This is a genomic window from Pedobacter cryoconitis (genome assembly GCF_003259615.1).
Lineage (GTDB): Bacteria > Bacteroidota > Bacteroidia > Sphingobacteriales > Sphingobacteriaceae > Pedobacter > Pedobacter cryoconitis.
This window is the reverse complement of record NZ_QLLR01000046.1, coordinates 18,317-35,075: the sequence shown is the minus strand read 5'-3', so window position 1 is coordinate 35,075 and position 16,759 is coordinate 18,317. Positions and strand designations below refer to the sequence as shown.

18 protein-coding genes are annotated in these 16,759 nt (G+C 35.1%); 11 read left to right on the top strand and 7 right to left on the bottom strand.

Annotated features, from left to right (window positions below; genetic code table 11):
- Positions 1-240, bottom strand: a 240-nt coding sequence (locus LY11_RS25345) for a helix-turn-helix domain-containing protein (protein ID WP_170132774.1), incomplete at its 3' end; no start/stop codon positions are given.
- 126 nt (positions 241-366) lie between these two features.
- Here LY11_RS25345 and LY11_RS26815 point away from each other — a divergent pair.
- The 8 genes from LY11_RS26815 (at position 367) to LY11_RS25305 (ending at position 5,386) form a co-directional block, all read left to right on the top strand.
- Entirely contained in the window at positions 367-837 is a 471-nt protein-coding gene (locus LY11_RS26815) for a hypothetical protein (RefSeq protein ID WP_111636385.1), read from the top strand.
- A 106-nt stretch (positions 838-943) separates the two neighbouring features.
- Entirely contained in the window at positions 944-1,543 is a 600-nt protein-coding gene (locus LY11_RS25335; RefSeq protein ID WP_111636384.1) for a hypothetical protein, read from the top strand.
- A complete protein-coding gene (locus LY11_RS25330) occupies positions 1,512-2,084 on the top strand; it encodes a hypothetical protein (RefSeq protein WP_146610923.1) in 573 nt (190 codons plus the stop codon). Before LY11_RS25335 ends, LY11_RS25330 begins: the two co-directional genes overlap by 32 nt.
- A gap of 45 nt (positions 2,085-2,129) precedes the next feature.
- A complete protein-coding gene (locus LY11_RS25325) occupies positions 2,130-2,720 on the top strand; it encodes a hypothetical protein (protein ID WP_111636382.1) in 591 nt (196 codons plus the stop codon).
- 14 nt (positions 2,721-2,734) lie between these two features.
- Entirely contained in the window at positions 2,735-3,334 is a 600-nt protein-coding gene (locus LY11_RS25320; protein WP_111636381.1) for a hypothetical protein, read from the top strand.
- A gap of 14 nt (positions 3,335-3,348) precedes the next feature.
- Positions 3,349-3,978, top strand: coding sequence for a hypothetical protein (locus LY11_RS25315; RefSeq protein ID WP_111636380.1), 630 nt, complete (start codon positions 3,349-3,351; stop codon positions 3,976-3,978).
- Between the two features lie 14 nt (positions 3,979-3,992).
- Entirely contained in the window at positions 3,993-4,595 is a 603-nt protein-coding gene (locus LY11_RS25310) for a hypothetical protein (protein WP_111636379.1), read from the top strand.
- 128 nt (positions 4,596-4,723) lie between these two features.
- Positions 4,724-5,386 carry a hypothetical protein gene (locus LY11_RS25305; protein ID WP_111636378.1) on the top strand — a complete coding sequence of 221 codons (663 nt, stop codon included), beginning with the start codon at positions 4,724-4,726 and terminating at the stop codon, positions 5,384-5,386.
- 239 nt (positions 5,387-5,625) lie between these two features.
- Here the strand turns inward: LY11_RS25305 and LY11_RS25300 are convergent, their stop codons facing one another.
- On the bottom strand, positions 5,626-6,291 hold the full coding sequence (locus tag LY11_RS25300) for a hypothetical protein (protein ID WP_111636377.1): 666 nt from the start codon (positions 6,289-6,291) through the stop codon (positions 5,626-5,628).
- A gap of 211 nt (positions 6,292-6,502) precedes the next feature.
- Positions 6,503-7,201, bottom strand: a complete 699-nt coding sequence (locus LY11_RS25295) for a hypothetical protein (RefSeq protein ID WP_111636376.1) — start codon at positions 7,199-7,201, stop codon at positions 6,503-6,505.
- A gap of 251 nt (positions 7,202-7,452) precedes the next feature.
- Here LY11_RS25295 and LY11_RS25290 point away from each other — a divergent pair, with 251 nt between their 5' ends.
- Positions 7,453-7,887, top strand: a complete 435-nt coding sequence (locus LY11_RS25290; RefSeq protein ID WP_111636375.1) for a carboxymuconolactone decarboxylase family protein — start codon at positions 7,453-7,455, stop codon at positions 7,885-7,887.
- A 205-nt stretch (positions 7,888-8,092) separates the two neighbouring features.
- Entirely contained in the window at positions 8,093-10,534 is a 2,442-nt protein-coding gene (locus LY11_RS25285; RefSeq protein WP_111636374.1) for a TonB-dependent siderophore receptor, read from the top strand.
- A gap of 61 nt (positions 10,535-10,595) precedes the next feature.
- Here the strand turns inward: LY11_RS25285 and LY11_RS25280 are convergent, their stop codons facing one another.
- The gene (locus LY11_RS25280) at positions 10,596-11,042 is read right to left on the bottom strand and encodes a DoxX family protein (protein WP_111636373.1); all 447 of its coding nucleotides are present in this window, start codon (positions 11,040-11,042) and stop codon (positions 10,596-10,598) included.
- Between the two features lie 188 nt (positions 11,043-11,230).
- Here LY11_RS25280 and pdxR point away from each other — a divergent pair, with 188 nt between their 5' ends.
- Positions 11,231-12,694: a MocR-like pyridoxine biosynthesis transcription factor PdxR gene (pdxR, locus tag LY11_RS25275; protein ID WP_111636372.1), complete on the top strand. Its 1,464-nt coding sequence runs from the start codon at positions 11,231-11,233 to the stop codon at positions 12,692-12,694.
- Between the two features lie 341 nt (positions 12,695-13,035).
- Here the strand turns inward: pdxR and LY11_RS25270 are convergent, their stop codons facing one another.
- From LY11_RS25270 to LY11_RS25260, 3 genes are all read right to left on the bottom strand, one after another.
- A complete protein-coding gene (locus tag LY11_RS25270; RefSeq protein ID WP_146610921.1) occupies positions 13,036-13,515 on the bottom strand; it encodes a hypothetical protein in 480 nt (159 codons plus the stop codon).
- Positions 13,516-13,861: 346 nt separating this feature from the next.
- Positions 13,862-15,403, bottom strand: coding sequence for a calcineurin-like phosphoesterase C-terminal domain-containing protein (locus LY11_RS25265; RefSeq protein WP_111636370.1), 1,542 nt, complete (start codon positions 15,401-15,403; stop codon positions 13,862-13,864).
- A 96-nt stretch (positions 15,404-15,499) separates the two neighbouring features.
- Entirely contained in the window at positions 15,500-16,753 is a 1,254-nt protein-coding gene (locus LY11_RS25260) for a DUF5689 domain-containing protein (protein ID WP_146610919.1), read from the bottom strand.
- Positions 16,754-16,759 lie beyond the last annotated feature (6 nt).

Below are 16,759 nucleotides of genomic sequence, written 5' to 3'. Positions count from 1 at the left end.
CTCATCATTCAACCGCCGTTTTGAACGGTTGGCACTATTGTAAACTGAACCTGTCCGTAGATATTGGTTCAACAAAGAAGAGGGTTTATCCTGATCACTTAAGGGAGAAGACTTGAACAACTCATATTCTGCCAGTCGCTCCCGCACGGTTCTACGGTGAATATGGAGTTGCTTTGCTATTTTCCGCTGGCTGAGCCCTTCTCGATAATAGAGTAATATAATCTTATGATTTGTCTCCACTTCTAACATGAATTATGGTTCCTTTAGTTCATTCTAAAGGGACGATTTAATCCTTGCTAACTGGTACACTTTTCAACTGGATATTGGTACACTTTTCAATCGGTATATACACTATATGGGATAACTATGCTTTTCTCTCCTGCTAGTCCATCAGAAGAGCGAATCAACAGCTATATTAAGAGGTCAGATAGTCTGTATCTAAAAATTGATAGGTTAGTAATATTTGATATTGGGGATGGAAAAAAGCGAGTGGATAATTTTATGCCTTATTTTACCAATTTCCGGGGGAATAGGTATAAGAATTATGTTGGGTTCTATTCATCTACCTATAATAAATATTTTGTGGCCGAGAATTATACTAAAACACAATCCTTAGGAATTGTAAGTGATGCGTACCATATTTCTGGAATGATTAATTTAGATGAGTTAAAAGATTCTTCGTTTGGTTCTCGTGAAAAGCCCGTTCCGATATTATGGTTAAGAGGTGGAACTAACTTTTATGAGTCTGATTATAGATTCAATGTAAATGAATACTTAAGGTTTTTCAAGGATCGAAAACCGTTTAATAAAGAGCGGTGTATGGTTTGTATCTTTTAATTTTCTTTAATAATTTATAAGCTTAAGAATTGACGATATATGTTTGGTATAAAAGCAATTGAGATATTCCGGATCTGGCCAGATATTTTTATCAAATTAATATAAGATGAATAAAATACTCTATGGCTTGTTTTGTGTTGGTTGTGTTCTCTTAATCTATAAGTATAGCTATGCTCATAAAAATGATTCAGATAGATATTTGGACTCTTATAAGCTAGGTATAAAACCGATCAGGGTATTGGTTCCTAAAGGTATTCTTTCTTCAAATATCGATAATGATTATATAAATTATAGAAACTATAAAAAAGGAATAAGTTTAATTGGATTTAAAGGACTTTCCGGGCATATATATTCTTATGATTTTCTGGACTCTGCAAGCAAAAAAAACTTCCGGATATACTTATTTGATGTCCCTTATTCTAAAACCACTAATTTGCGTTCTTTATTGCCAGAAAAACCACTGATTGTATATGCGAATCAAGATGAGTTGAAAATGGAGGGTTACGGAGTTAAGGAGAATCCAATACCAGTTTTTAGTTTTCAAGGTGTTGCAGAACCTGTTCACATTACATCACAAGCGCCCGAGGCAATAGATGGTTATGAAAGTCTGGAGCCAACTAATGCGGAATATTTACACAATGTAGAAACTTATCTCAAATATATTATGCCCGGTGATGAGTTTAAAAGACGATTCTATGGTATTTAATTGTTGGAGGAATGATAAAGGTCTTTTTTTTGGCTATTTCTTACTATTTATGACTACTAGTATTGCACTTGGCAATACTATATATGCTTATTTTAATCTTCAGGAAGTGAGAGGGACAGTTGCGGCTGTAAGGGTTAATAAGGAGAAATTCACTTATTTTGAGATGAAGTTAAATTCCGATAAGCGCATATTCTACCAGGTTTATCATTCCAGATTAAAAGAGCCCGCAATATTAACTTTGAAAGCTAATGACAGTGTGAAATTTTATACATTCAATTATTCAGTTAAGAAAAACCCAGCTATTATGAGCGTTGGAAATCAATCGACCTTTGATTATTACCCTCCTTTTTATATCAATAGCGATAAAGGAATATTTCAAGTATTATATTTTTATATATATAAAGGTTTCCTTGGTATTATATTTCTGTTTTCATCCATTTTAATCCTTTATAACGGGTTTCCTATCATCTTAGGCAAACAATGGAAGCCGAAAATTCCTTTTTATATTTTTGGTGCAATACTTATATGGATACTATTTTAGATTTAAAGAACGATTTGAGAAAGGAAAGTGAGCTGGTTAAAGAACATGGGTGGGTACATAGGTTACATTATTGGGGTTGTAATTATTTTGCCGTTATTATTAATAGCATATAATCATTTTTTAATTAACAAAAATGACGCAAAAAAGGTTATGGATCATTATATGAAAAATAGTGAGGACATTACTTTAACAGTACCTGACCGAAATATAGATTTGGACCCTGTTGTTAAATCCGAAAGTATAACAATAGCTCTGGCTACTAAAAACATGGGGAGAGATGGTAGCTCTAATACTTCAATTCAAAGTAGGTTCGTTTATGACACCATTAATAAGAAATATTTTAAGATTGTTATGTTTGATTTATATAATGATGTATGGATAGCTATAAATAAAAAAACTATTCTGGCTAGGGTCAACAAGCAAGATCTAGCGAATCCCAAGATGGGATCAAAGGAAAAACCTATTTTAGTTTTTAGTGTGAGGGGAGTTGTAGATCCTTTAATGATGCAGAATCTTAAAGGAGTAATGACAAATTATAATACTACTCAAGAACAATACGAATATAATGTCTTTATGTATCTTACATATGTAATGTCTAAAAAAGAATTTAAAGACCGATTTGAGAAAGGAAAGTGAGCTGGTTTAAAAATATGGGTGGATTTATTGGTTACACTATTGGGGCTGTAATCTTACTACCATTGTTATTAGTTGGATACAATTATTTTTTTCTTCATAAGAATAATGTTAATAAATATATTAAGGAATATAGTCATAACACTACTGATGTTGTTTTAAATGTCCCTTATTTTAATAAAAGTGCATTACCTGGAGATGATTTAGTGAAACATAAGATATACACTACTAGCCTGGCATCCAAAAATATGGGCAGAGATGGTAGCCAAAAGACTGTAATGCGCTATAGAATTGTTTTTGATCGGGAGAGTAAAAAGTATTTTCAAGTTACCATGTTTGATTTGTTTAATGATTTTTGGGGAACATTAGATGATAATAAAGTTTATGGTAAAGTAAATAAGGAAGATTTAAATGATCCAAATTTAGGAAATAAAGAAAAACCTATTTTAGTTTTTAGCGTAAAAGGATTCGACAAACCAATGGTAGGAATTAATATGAATAGAGACTCTGTTGATTATACTACTAGTCAAAAACAGTATGAATATAACGTATTGATGTACTTGACTTATGCAATGTCTAAAGAAGAATTTAAAGAACGATTTGAGAAAGGAAAGTGAGTTGGTTAAAGAACATGGGTGGGTACATAGGTTACATTATTGGGGTTGTAATTATTTTGCCGTTATTATTACTAGCATATAATCATTTTTTAATTAACAAAAATGACGGGCAGAGATTTATGAATAATTATATTGAGAGCTCTATCGAAATGAAAATTTTTGTGCCCGATTATCATAAAGAAGCGGCTCCTCATAATAAGTTAAATGAGATAAAAAAGATTACCCGATCTGTCAAATCAAAAAATATGGGTAGAGATGGAAGCGACCGGAGTGAGATGCAGTACAGGATATTTTTTGATCAGAAAAGCAAAAGATATTATCAGATAACAATGTTTGATATTCAGTATGTTGGACAGGGAGTTGAATGTCCTAGTTGGGCTTTTTTTTACTCTATTAGCAATAAAGATGTTTTAATAACAATAAATAAAAAAGATATTGATGATCCATCTTACGGAACGAAAGAACAGCCTATCCAAGTTTTAAGCGTCAGAGGAGTAGATGCTCCCTTACCAGCTTTAGATACTATCAGATGTAATTTAAGTTATAATACTCCTAATGAACAATATAAATACAATGTTCAGATGTATCTTACATACGTAATGTCTAAAGAGGAATTTAAAAAACGATTTGAGAAAGGGAAGTGAGCTGGTTTAAAAATATGGGTGGAGCAATTGGCTATATAATTGGAGCAGTGATTTTTCTGCCGTTAATATTATTAGGAATCAATTATTATTTCATAAATAAGAATGATGCTGAAAAATATATTAAGAATTATATGGATGATTATTCAGAATTAATTATAAAAACTCCTGATGCTTTTAGCAAAGAAAATATTCTAAATTCAAAGTTATATGAATTTGAAACTTATACAACTTCACTTGCTACCAAAAATATGGGTAGGGATGGAAGTAGCAAAGTTGATAAGAACTATAAGACTATTTTCGATTATACTTTAAACAAATATTTCCAGATAACAATGTTTAATGTTTATGGGGATTTTTGGGGATGTATTAATAATAATTTATTAACGATTAGAGTCAACAAACAGGATTTAAATAATCCTAACCTGGGAACAAAAGAAAAGCCAATCTTAGTTTTTAGTGTTAAAGGGGCTCAATCACCTTTAATGATGAAAAATGTTAAAGGAATTCTTAAAAATTATGATGTCTCACAAAAGCAGTACGAGTTTAATGTATACATGTTTCTTACTTATGCAATGTCTAAAGAAGAATTTAAAGAGCGATTTGAGAAAGGGAAATGAGTTGGTTTAAAAATATGGGTGGTGCGATTGGTTATATAATTGGAGCTGTAATACTATTACCATTGTTATTAGTTGGACACAATTATTTTTTTCATTTATAAGAATGAAGTTAATGAATTTAGTCATGTATGAAAAAAATACTACAGATCTCCAGCGTTAGCCTCCTCGCTGTGGGACTAATTTTTGGTAAGTATATTGGCCGTTGGTTAGTGAATATCTTTGATAATCCTGATACTAGTATAAATGATGGACGCTTATATATTAACCAATATTTATCAAAATGTGACACGATCACGTTAAATGTGAAAAACTTTGCTGATTCGGTAGATTATTTTGAAGTGAAGGCTAAATTCAACCCTTCATCAGCAGATAACATGGCCATTGTTTATAAGCACGAGATTAAATTTTATAGTGATTCTCTCCATAAATATTTTTCTATTTTCTATTTTTTCAGATACTCATCTATAGATGAGGCTTTTGGGATGTATTTGGTTAGGGCTATTAAAGATCCTGGAGCAGAAATTATTGCGACCGTGAATAAACAGGAACTTGCAGATAATACTTATGGTACTAAAGACAAACCTATACCAATAGTTTATTTTCGTCTGTTAAAAGATGAATCTAATACGTTTTATAGCTTAATTAAGGGTGAGGGTAAAGGGGAGTTTCGTGGAAGCGAGAACGATTTTAAGAAATACATGCTAAACTACAATATAGATCATTATTTGTCATATGTAAAAAGCAAACAAGATTTTGAAAAGATGTTCGGAAAAGAAAAGAAGGTTGAATAATTTTGGAATTCTTATCGTATCTAAAGTTGAATTTAATGATAATTTTGAAATGGCTATGGATTTTCATATTCTGTTATTAGACGTGTAATTATCTGTTATTAAAATTAACAGTGGAAAGAAAGAATGACTAAAAATAATCGTAACTTATATTCGGGTGCCTGGGGTTTATCTTGGATTAATTCTTGCAGTTTAATGTATGAAATCATCATTGTCCAATAAAAAAAAATCTCTCACTATACTCACGGGTTCCTTCTCAGCATCATACCCGACCTCTTCCTGTAAATATATATCATAAAGCCTACGGCTATAACAGTTCCTAACATAGAAGGCAAAAACTGGCTGTATGGCTGATATTGTGGAAAAACTGTACCTGTAAATGCAGATAGTATGCCACTAAAGGCACTCATCATTTTTAATATATGCTCATACATCCATAAATTCCCATATTTATTTACCGGGATCAGGTAACGAATAAAATCATAAACAATTATTAATAATAGGTAGCCCACGGTACTGTAAATTATTACGGGAGACCAGATCAGTCCAATTGATTTAAAGTAATAAATAAAATAGCAGACAGTCAGCAATGTAATCACAGCAACAGCAATATCCATCACATATAGCTTATTTGATTTGAATTTTAATATCCGATAACCAGAAAATCCGAGATATCCGCTTAACATGGTGATAACCAAAAGGAAGGTATTCCGGCCAAAGATGAAAACACCAATCAGGCCGGTAGCGATTACGATAGCGAGAAAAAAAAGAAATACAAGGCCACTTTTTCGATGATTTCGCCCGCCCTTTATCGTTAAGATAGCAATCAGCCCTAATATAAGGGCGATTGATCCGGCAACAATATGTACGATGATATTCGTCTGATGTAGAAATGAGTAATCTTCCATTGTCAAAATGATAATTCAAGAATAATGGGTAGAAATTACGAAAAATAATCAAATGACTTAACAGCCTCTGTTATGTATCTCGGATCGGTAAAATTTTCAAGTGCCATAATACCTTTAAACTAAGTGAGTTGATTTTTCAGAAAAGGGGACATGCGTCTGATACGGGAGAGATTTATCACAGGATCAGGTTGTGAAATTTGAGTGATAAAAGTTAAATGACCCTTTTGTTGTATTGATTCTTTTTTTTAGAATAGTTTATCTCTTTTAATAACTCTGCAATATGTCTATAAGTATTGCTCTCTTTATTCATAATATCACTATGAAAAGTACTATATACGAGCCATAGGAAAGAAAAAAATACAATACATAAACCTGTATTAATGCTGTAAGTTAGAATCTCTTCTTTTCGAACAGCAATTATTATTCCTATAAATGAGCCACCTGTAGTTAATAAAACGCCGAAATAGGCGATAAAAGCAAGCTTTTTTGCTTTTATATTTCCTTTTTTCTCACAGTCTTCAATTAACTTCTGAATACCAGTGTAATCAAGCAATAATATATTTTTACAGTATAAAATAAGTTTTTCGCTTCTGCTATACTCCAGTGTTTTTCCGTTTAGCAATTCAGCTCTTTTAAATAGATCGGTGAATCTTCGACCTGTCATGGCTAACATGAGGAGTAAAATGAATAATGTTATAAAGGGTATATAACTAAAATTCACTCTGATTGTAATAACAATCATGCAGATAACAGAGGGTACTGGTAAAAAAAGTAAAATTTTCATTAAGTACTTGTATTCCTTTAAAAGACCTGGATTACCAGGATGATCCATGAACTCATAGACTGTTTTTTTTGTTAATATTGTACTTTCGTAAAATTCCTTAATTTCTTTTATTGTCATTTTTTTCATGGCGGGCCTGATAGATAATTTAAATGTATAGTTACGATATTTTTCTTTGTATGTCAGTGAAAATAGATTTTGTGTGTAATATTTATTTTAAAAGAAAAATACGGCATCTGAGTGTAATATACCGTACAACTTGTTTGGTAAAATAGCGCACAATTCACTGGGCCACCCTTTATTCTGTAACTGGTATATTTAGTATCCCTGCCATTACGCTAATTTTGCAGCAACATAAAAACCTTGTAAATCATTAAGATATGAAAACGCGAATTAACATAGAAAAACTAGTGCCAGCTGGTTACAGCGCAATTCTTGGACTGGAAAAATTTATTGAAAGCACGCCCTTAACAAGAATTCATAAAGACCTGATTAAAATCAGAGCTTCACAAATAAATGGATGTGCTTTTTGTATTAATATGCACACTAAGGATGCCCGTAAAACTGGTGAAACCGAACAGCGTATTTATGCGTTGAATGCCTGGCGCGATACTCCGTTTTTTTCGGAGGAAGAGCGCGCAATATTAGCGCTGACTGAAGAGGTAACCTTAATTAGTAATCATGTTAAAGATGAAACCTATGAACAAGCAGCTAAAGTATTGGATGAAACTTACCTTGCACAAGTGATATTAGCAATTATTACTATCAACGCATGGAATAGAATAGGTATTTCTACTAACCTAATTCCAGCCTGATTTTGAGATAGGAAATTAAATAATGTAATACAGAATTCTATTGGAATTTTAAAATTTTTAGTTCTACAAAAGCCTTCCTATTGAAGGCTTTTGTTATTTATAAACACCTTGAAAATAACGGATAACTATTAAAAAGATCGCTTTGTTTAGCAAAATAAATTGTGTTATTTCGCCACTAATTAGATTTAGTATAAATAAACAGTATATGAAAACACCTTTACACCCTAATAATTTATTCCATACCCTGCAAAAAGAAAAACTACCAGTCGGGTTAAGAGCTTTCTGGACCTTAACCTGTTTAACCCTGGTTTTCCTATTCTCTTTTTCACAAAATGTACAGGCTCAAAAAATAAAGTCGTTAACCGGGGAAATAACTGGCATCATTAAGACTAATGAAGGAACTGAAGCTCAAGGGGTGACTGTAAAGCTAAAGGAGCTTAAAAAAACTACAAAAACTAATTCTGCAGGTAGTTTTGAATTTACAAAGGTTCCTTTGGGAAATTACACCATAGAGGTTGTGATGATTGGGTATAAAACTTACAGTACCAAGGTCGACCTTACAGACAGTAAACAATCTGATACTGTTGAGATCAAGCTAAACTCTTCAACTCAGAATCTCGAAGAAGTAATTATTCAAACAGGCGGTAATCGCTTTGCTAAAAAGGAAAGCGATGACGTTTCTAAGATGCCACTGAAAAACATTGAAAATCCACAAGTTTATACTATAGTAAGTAAAGAACTTATGAAAGAGCAGATTGTAACAGATTACAATAGTGCCTTTAAGAATGTTCCTGGAGCTGGTATTGCTGAAGTAAGAAATCAAGGGAGAACGACTTCGATTTCAAGAGGTTTCCCTACGCCCCAGGTGGTCCGCAATGGAGTAGGTAGTTTTACTTATGCAACTGTTGATCCTGCCAATCTGGAACGTATTGAAGTTATCAAAGGCCCTTCTGCAACCTTATTCGGAAGCACTTTGTCTTCATTTGGCGGATTATTCAACAGAGTAACCAAAAAACCTTTCGATACTTTCAAAGGTGAAATTTCTTATTCGGCAGCAAGCTGGGATTTGAACCGTTTAACAGCCGATATTAATACACCTTTAAATGCCGATAAAACTGCTTTATTAAGGATTAATACTTCTTTACACAGTGAAAGAAGTTTTCAGGATGCGGGATTCAATAAGAACTTTTTATTTGCACCAAGCTTTTCTTATGCTGTCAATGACAGGCTGACTATTTTAGTCGATGTGGAATGGGGAGGATTTAAAGGAACTTCGCCTACGCGTTTAACACCTTATATAAATCCAAAAGCAAAAGCGAGAAGTATTACAGAAATGGGTATTCCCTACAACCTTTCTTTTGCTAACAATACAGTCAATTATACCGGTCAGCAGTATAATATTTTCACACAGTTGAAGTATAAGATTTCTGATCAATGGAATTCGCAGACAGTAATCTCGCGTACAAGATCTTCATCCGAAGGTTATGTGGTATCGCTTGCTGCGGTAAGTGATTCAACATTAAGGCAATCAGTTACCAATCAGGAATATCCATATTATGGAACTAATATTCAACAGAATTTTACGGGTAATTTTAAAATAGGGAGGCTTAGAAACAGAGTTGTTGCTGGTCTGGATTTTTACAGTTTACGGGCAACAAGAAACGATGCTATTGTAAATATGCCCGATCTGAACTATAAGAAACCGGGGCTTGCATACAACAACTTCAATTATTCGAAAATATCACCTTTATTCTCAGCAATTGATGTGAAAAAAATTACCAATTTTGTGACTAATAATGAGAACACCTATAGTGCTTATGTGTCTGATGTGCTGAATGTTACTGACAGGTTATTGGCAATGGCCAGTTTACGTGTTGACAGGTATTTCAATAAAGGAAGTTATTATGCAAATGTAGATTCTACGGCTGGTAAGTTTAATCAGACAGCTTTATCCCCAAAATTTGGGCTTGTTTACCAGATTGTGAAGGATAAAGTATCTTTGTTTGGTAATTACATGAATGGTTTTAACAATGTGAGTGGTTCGGATTTTAATGGGAACACTTTTAAACCTAACCAGGCCAATCAAATGGAAGGTGGTTTAAAACTAGATTTGAGTAAGATCACAGCTACATTTAGTTACTATAATATCAAAGTAACGAATATGCTTATAGATGATCTTAACCACCCTAATTTCTCAATTCAGGATGGAACGCAATTGAGCAAAGGATTTGAGGCTGAAATTATTACCAATCCTTTTCCTGGTTTGAATATCGTAGCTGGGTATACTTATAATGATAGCAAATTCGCAAATGCTAATGCCGCTATCCAAGGTTTGCGCCCTACAACTGCAGGTTCTCCCAGAACGGCGAACTTCTGGGCGAGTTACCGTGTAATCAGAGGTCCTGTTCAAGGTCTGGGTTTAGGGATTGGTGGAATTTATGGTAGTGAATATTATCAAACGAATACGGCAACGTTCAAATTCAGCATTCCCTCTTATACTGTACTGGATGCTTCTGTTTTTTACGACAGGCCAACGTTTAGAATTGGTGTAAAAGTAGATAATCTGACCAATGAGAAATACTGGTCTTATAGACTGGCAGCTCAGAACCCTACAAGAGTTACCGGAAATATAACATTGAAATTTTAATCTTTAACAGATACCTTCATTGATCAGAGCAAAAATGATCAATGAAGGTATCTTAATTGTTTTAATTTATAAGTGGTTGTATTAAGTTATCAATGCTCCAATTGTAAATTGGAATTGTTGCAAGCAGCAAGCTGCCTGTACAAGTTGAAAATACCGCAAAGTTAATTGGTGCTTTTATTCCCAGGAATAAAGTCATTGCTATTGCAAAAGTAAGTGTCAGTAAACAACTACCAATTGCAGCTAGTCTTGTTTTATATCCAATAAGCAGCAGAATCCCTAGTATAGCTTCAGCTAAAGTGGCAATGCTACCCATCACGTTTACTGCTGGTTTATCCAGAAAAGGCAATAGCGTTGCTGTATATTTTATAAAGTTATCCCAGTTACCCCATTCGATATTGTTAGTTCCCATCGGGCCTAAAAAACCTGATCTGTCTGATACGGTTGTAAGGAAGCCTATGCCTAGTGCAATACGTAAAAGAAGCTGAGGTACTTTAAATGAATTTTTCATGCGTAATATGTTTATTGTTAATGATTTATAGTGCAAATTTAGCTAAGGTCAGGGCTGCTTTTACAGGCCAGTTTTGAGAAAGATACCAGCCCAGATTAGCTGTTTAAGGTAGTTATGGTAATTTATGTGAGAATATAAAGGGATTGGGGTAGATTTGCACGTCTATTTTCAAGTAAACCACAGCCCAGATGTTACCTTACAAATCATTAATTCAGGTTGATCGAAAAGCCTCTGTAACACTATATATCCAGGTGTGCAATACGTTTATATCACTGATCACGAATGGCACGCTTAAACCATCTGATATATTACCAAGCTCCCGTGTACTTGCAGAATTGATAGGTATTAATAGAAACACGGTGAAATTGGCTTATGAGGAATTGATTAGCCAGGGCTGGGCTGAATCCATTGAGCGCCAGGGAGTGTTTGTCCTTTCTAAATTACCTGTGCTTTCCAAAACCGAAAAACCCGAAGTCAATAAAAGTAATGGTTCGCAGGAATCTTTTATCTGGACCAATCATTTTGAAAAAGCAATGCCGGGTGATAATTTTCAGAAAAGCATGCTAACTATTGATGATGGTTTTCCTGATGTGCGTTTAGCTCCGGTAGATAATCTGATGCGTGAATACCGTAGTCTTTCCAGAAAATTCTTCGGTAAAAACTTTCTGAAATATGGCAGCTCTAAAGGATCAGAGCATCTTCGTGAATCTATTGCTCATTACCTTTCCAACACCAGGGGATTAGTTGTTCCTTCTGAAAATATAATGATTACAAAGGGTAGCCAGATGGGTATCTATTTAGCAGCTCAATTGTTGCTTGGACCTTCTGATCATATCGCAGTCGGAGTTTCAAATTACCGCTCTGCTGATGATACTTTCATTTATGCTGGTGCTAATCTTATACGGGTTCCTGTAGATGAAAATGGGATGGACATTGATTATCTGGAAGAAGTTTTGAAGACGAAGAGTTTAAAAGCGGTATATATTATACCGCATCATCATTTTCCTACGACTGTGACAATGAGCATGGAAAGAAGGTTAAAATTGTTAAATCTGGCTAAAGAATACCGTTTTGCGATTATCGAAGATGACTATGATTTTGATTTTCATTATGATAATAAGCCTTATGTACCGTTGGCAAGTATTGATCACAATCATAACGTAATTTATATCGGCTCGATTACGAAAACTTTTGCTCCTGGGTTGAGAACCGGCTTTATGATTGGGCCTTTAGCATTTGTAGATGCCGCATCTTCATTGAGACAACTGATAGATAAGCAAGGCGATACATTGTTGGAAGAAGCATTTGCTGTATTGTTTGACAATGGGGAAATGGAAAGGCATTTCAGGAAGTCGTTGAAGATTTATAAGCAGCGGAGAAATCTTTTCTGCGAGCTACTCAAATCTGATTTTAGTGAGGAAATAACATTTAAAGTTCCGGAAGGAGGGCTGGCGGTATGGACGGACTTTGATAAAAAGATAAACCTGATCAAAATGTCTGAAGAAGCATTGAAAAAGGGGTTATATATTGGTAATGGGGGGTTCTATAAAAACGAGTCATTTATTACCAATGGGCTGAGGATGGGCTTTGCTTCGCTGGAGGAAAATGAAATGGTCAAAGCAATGGCGATTCTGAAACAAATTTTGCATTAAGCTGCTGGTGAATAGGACTGAAGGGCCATGAAATTTTAAAATATCTATATTTTTTGGTCTGTAAATTGATACATATTATTATCTGCTATCCTGGTAAGTATTAAATAATTTATTGTTTATGAAAAACGCAAAGATAATGAATCAAAAAATCGGAAAGGATTATGGGAAAATCATACTGGCCTTTGTCATTGTTTTCGTCCCAATATGTTACGCAATTATATATTTATATTTCTTCTATTAATTGCACCAGATTTTTTCATTTAAAATATTCATGAGCTTGATATAAGGCATCAACTTTTCAGTTGCTGAATTCCCCTGGTTACAGAGTTGATCTGTTATCATTATACGACTTTTGGAAAGTTGCTGCAATATAACAACCCCAGGCAGCCACGCTTAAGCGTAAACTCAACGGTTTTCCCTTTTACAAAATAATTCAGATATATGGAAAGAATGCTATTGATATTGAATATGCCATCTTCAGTTTCGCGAATGTGGATGTAATAGGCTACTGATTTATAACCACTTTCTAGCTTTGGAGCAAGGATTTTTCTTCTTACTAAAAATTCCTCTTTAGTATATAACATGTTAATCAGTCGATATATCGGATTAGTAATAACAGACCTTGTAATAATAAAAGCAAAGCCAAGGAACACGATACTGGTATAAATGAAATTGATTATGCCTTCCTTACCAGTGGAATAGGTAGGGATTATATAGAAGATTAATACGAGTACACAAGCACCTATACTTGGTAAGTGCTGAATGATTTTCCAGAACAACGGTTTTTTAGGATTGGCATCCCAGCCAAGAACTTTAAACATAAATAACCCTAACAGAGAAAAAAAAAGGCCTGGTATAGATAAATAAAGCGATTCAGAATTCAGCACAAGATAAATCAGGAAAGGCGTTAGAATACCAGAGAAAACGTTTAAACTTCCACTGGAGATACATATTAAGAAAATAATTATAGTACAGCTTATTACGATCATTCACTAAATTTAAATTATTTATTTAAGATCTTGGTTAATTAATGATTTAAAAGATTTTTAAAGCACTTTAATCCTCAGTTTAACCAATCATTCTTTGGTTGATGAATTAGATTTTTAGCTAAAGAGGATGCTTTTTCAGGCATCCCCTTTTACCTAATTCTTAGTCCTATATTTTTAATTATGAAATTGTTATCTCTTCCGTGTAAACTGTGCCAAAACGGTCAGTAGCTACTACTTTAAACTGACGGGTTCCCGGAGCAGGGGTAGCGAAAAACAGATGATCTGTTAAGGTCGGTTCCACCCATTTATGTTTTTTAGGAACTAAAGGGCCACCGTATAGCTTGTAAGCGATTGGGTCCATTGCAGTTCTTTGTTTCATTGCTCCTTTATTTACGCCGTCTTCGAAGTACTCAACTTTCCATTTTGGGTCCCAGTTCCAGATGTTCACACCGATTTCTGTTGCGGGGGTGGTTTCTTGTAGATTATCTGAAGGAGTCACTGAGGCAATTGCTGAGAAAGAACCTTTAGGATAAATCCTAAGCTGATGATCTTTGGCTTTTCCGGTAGCCTTGTAATACCATTTGATTTCACTGCCGGTTACTTCGTAAACTCCGTAACCGTTAGGGCAGCCATCACTGCAAACCGGGCCAGTCCACCATGCGCCACATACCGTACCATGCACATGTTCGATCATGTTGCGGTCTTCCCATTTCTCGTTCATATGCGTATGTCCGGATAAGATATGAACCTGATAACCTTCCAGTAATTTGTATAAACGTTCTCTGTTTGACAATACGCCACCCAGTTCATCATCTTTCAGTTTATTCCTTCTGGAAGTACCTGTATTGGTCGGGATATGTACAGAAACTACCACTGTGCTTCCTGGTTTTACCGTCTTTAAATCTTGTTCAACCCATTGTAACTGAGTTTCTGTTAAATAACCGATATACTTTTTAGCAACTCCTAAAAAGAACACATTATCTAATGATATATAATGAATCTCACCCCGGCTATAAGAATAATAAGTTGGGCCGAATTCATCTTTAAAAGTGCGGGTTGATAATTCATCAGATCTTGCATCCAAATCCATATCATGGTTACCCGGCAGATTGAAAAAAGGGATACCCGTTTCTGCCACTGCATCTTTATAATCTGCAATCAGTTCAAAATGATCCCAAACCAAATCACCACAGCCAATTCCATGAAACAACGTTCCCTGAGGGTAAGATTTTACTAACTCCTGAACATCAGGAACAGTCTGGGCTTTTAGCAAAGCCGCGTCTTTTTTAGAGATAATCTGCGGATCGGCCCAGACCAAAAAATTATGTTTCTGATCAGGTACATTCAGTTTTTCCAATACAAAATCAGCTTTGAAACTAGTACTGTCTTTTGGGATAGCCTTATAAAAAGAGGTAATTCCTCTCTTTTGATTAAACTGATAACCAGCCGGAGAACTGATATAAACATAGTCGGCAGTGTGGTTACTCAGCAGTTCGTAATTACCACGTTTATCAGTCAGCGTGATATTAATTCCATCTGTTACCGCAACACCTGCAATCGGGTTGCCGCCAGCACTAATATTCCCTTTTAAAGTAACCGTAGTCAGGTCAGTTGGTTTTGCCGGGAGTGGCAACGTTGCCGCCTCAATCAAAGCTGTAGGGGCCACTATCAGCGTACCTGATAACCCTAAGTTTCTTAAAAAATGTCTTCTGTTTAACATGAGTATATTATTTTAAAGAGCGGGTTTTTAACCCGCTTAAATGTTTTGTGCGGTGAATTTTTTAAGGACAAACCTTTAGCTCAGAAACCAGAGCGCTTAATTCGCGTAAATAGCAAAGTCTTCAATACTCAGCCTTCCGTTATTAATGGTTGTATTATTTGTTGTTCCCAAGCCTAGTTTTTTAACTCTGAACCGTACAGGCCCCGTAATGTCCATCAGGAAAGTTGCTGTTTTGGCAACGGCCGACGCATTATTAATTACATTTCCGGTTTGGAGCCATGTTAAACCGTCATCCTTAGAATATTCCAGTACAAAAGAACTGGTCGCATCATTGTAGTAAGCACCATACAAAAGCGATACTTTTGATGCCCCGTTTGGCACATTAAAGTTCATTTGCACATAACCTGGAACAGCCAGATTTTGCTGCATCCGGATACACTGTAAACCAGCAGGATTAAAACGGTCACGGCCAGAAGTATTCGCTAAAATAGCTTGATCCAACAACCAGTTTCCTGTTTTTAAACCAGCAACTGCCGCTGCGTAAGAAGCCTTTAAACTCTGATCCGGGAACTCAAAAGTTTCAGGGAAACCCGTATAAACAGGCCCGCTTGCATCCAGCATATCGAGTAGGTTACGTGGCCATAAAACAGGCACAGCATCGCCTTTTCCATCAACCTGGTACATTAGTGGAATACCTGTAAAAGTAGCGCTCGCTGGTAAACCCTTACCCGCAAAAGAAGCACTCTTTTCTGTATGCAAAACCATTGTTCCACCATTGTCTGCTAACTTTTTATCGCCCGCATATAACTCTCCTGCAACAGGAACAGGAGTGATGCTTCCAGAAAATAATCTGACCAGGCAGCCTTCATAATCATCTGGTTTAGCTTTAAATAAAGCCGTAGTTACGGTAATCGGGTTTCTTACATTTCCACTCGAAACCTTGTTCACTGAAGCCGCGTTTAAACCTGTAACCTTTAAACTTCCATTCACTTTTGTAAGCGTTGTCCCGTTCAGGTCTACGACAATAGAATCTCCAGTTTTCAAAGCTGCCGCATTTTCTACCGCCAGTAAAATTCCCCTTGTTTTATTCCTTCTGTTATTCTGCATGGCTACAGTTCCGGCAGGCATATTTCCAGACTGGACATCAGAAACCACGATTCCTATAATCTGGTGTGCACCAGCTAAATTACCTGTATTTAAGCTTACCCCTGTACCCTGATAAATTGCGCGCAAATCTTCTATGGCGATAATCGGACTTGGATCGCCCAAAGCAGCATCATGCTTTTTACATCCGGCCAGGCCGGTTAATAGCAACCAGCAACTAAAAAATTGAAATAAATATTTGTTCATGATTAT

What these genes read in the sequence shown, in the direction of transcription:
- LY11_RS25330 (WP_146610923.1), top strand. Translation starts at nt 1,512, where the DNA reads ATGAGTTTAAAAGACGATTCTATGGTATTTAATTGTTGGAGGAATGAT.
- LY11_RS25300 (WP_111636377.1), bottom strand. Translation starts at nt 6,291, where the DNA reads ATGGAAGATTACTCATTTCTACATCAGACGAATATCATCGTACATATT.
- LY11_RS25305 (WP_111636378.1), top strand. Translation starts at nt 4,724, where the DNA reads ATGAAAAAAATACTACAGATCTCCAGCGTTAGCCTCCTCGCTGTGGGA.
- LY11_RS25290 (WP_111636375.1), top strand. Translation starts at nt 7,453, where the DNA reads ATGAAAACGCGAATTAACATAGAAAAACTAGTGCCAGCTGGTTACAGC.
- LY11_RS25320 (WP_111636381.1), top strand. Translation starts at nt 2,735, where the DNA reads ATGGGTGGATTTATTGGTTACACTATTGGGGCTGTAATCTTACTACCA.
- LY11_RS25265 (WP_111636370.1), bottom strand. Translation starts at nt 15,403, where the DNA reads ATGTTAAACAGAAGACATTTTTTAAGAAACTTAGGGTTATCAGGTACG.
- pdxR (WP_111636372.1), top strand. Translation starts at nt 11,231, where the DNA reads ATGTTACCTTACAAATCATTAATTCAGGTTGATCGAAAAGCCTCTGTA.
- LY11_RS26815 (WP_111636385.1), top strand. Translation starts at nt 367, where the DNA reads ATGCTTTTCTCTCCTGCTAGTCCATCAGAAGAGCGAATCAACAGCTAT.
- LY11_RS25260 (WP_146610919.1), bottom strand. Translation starts at nt 16,753, where the DNA reads ATGAACAAATATTTATTTCAATTTTTTAGTTGCTGGTTGCTATTAACC.
- LY11_RS25325 (WP_111636382.1), top strand. Translation starts at nt 2,130, where the DNA reads ATGGGTGGGTACATAGGTTACATTATTGGGGTTGTAATTATTTTGCCG.
- LY11_RS25315 (WP_111636380.1), top strand. Translation starts at nt 3,349, where the DNA reads ATGGGTGGGTACATAGGTTACATTATTGGGGTTGTAATTATTTTGCCG.
- LY11_RS25280 (WP_111636373.1), bottom strand. Translation starts at nt 11,042, where the DNA reads ATGAAAAATTCATTTAAAGTACCTCAGCTTCTTTTACGTATTGCACTA.
- LY11_RS25335 (WP_111636384.1), top strand. Translation starts at nt 944, where the DNA reads ATGAATAAAATACTCTATGGCTTGTTTTGTGTTGGTTGTGTTCTCTTA.
- LY11_RS25270 (WP_146610921.1), bottom strand. Translation starts at nt 13,515, where the DNA reads ATGTTTAAAGTTCTTGGCTGGGATGCCAATCCTAAAAAACCGTTGTTC.
- LY11_RS25295 (WP_111636376.1), bottom strand. Translation starts at nt 7,201, where the DNA reads ATGAAAAAAATGACAATAAAAGAAATTAAGGAATTTTACGAAAGTACA.
- LY11_RS25310 (WP_111636379.1), top strand. Translation starts at nt 3,993, where the DNA reads ATGGGTGGAGCAATTGGCTATATAATTGGAGCAGTGATTTTTCTGCCG.
- LY11_RS25285 (WP_111636374.1), top strand. Translation starts at nt 8,093, where the DNA reads ATGAAAACACCTTTACACCCTAATAATTTATTCCATACCCTGCAAAAA.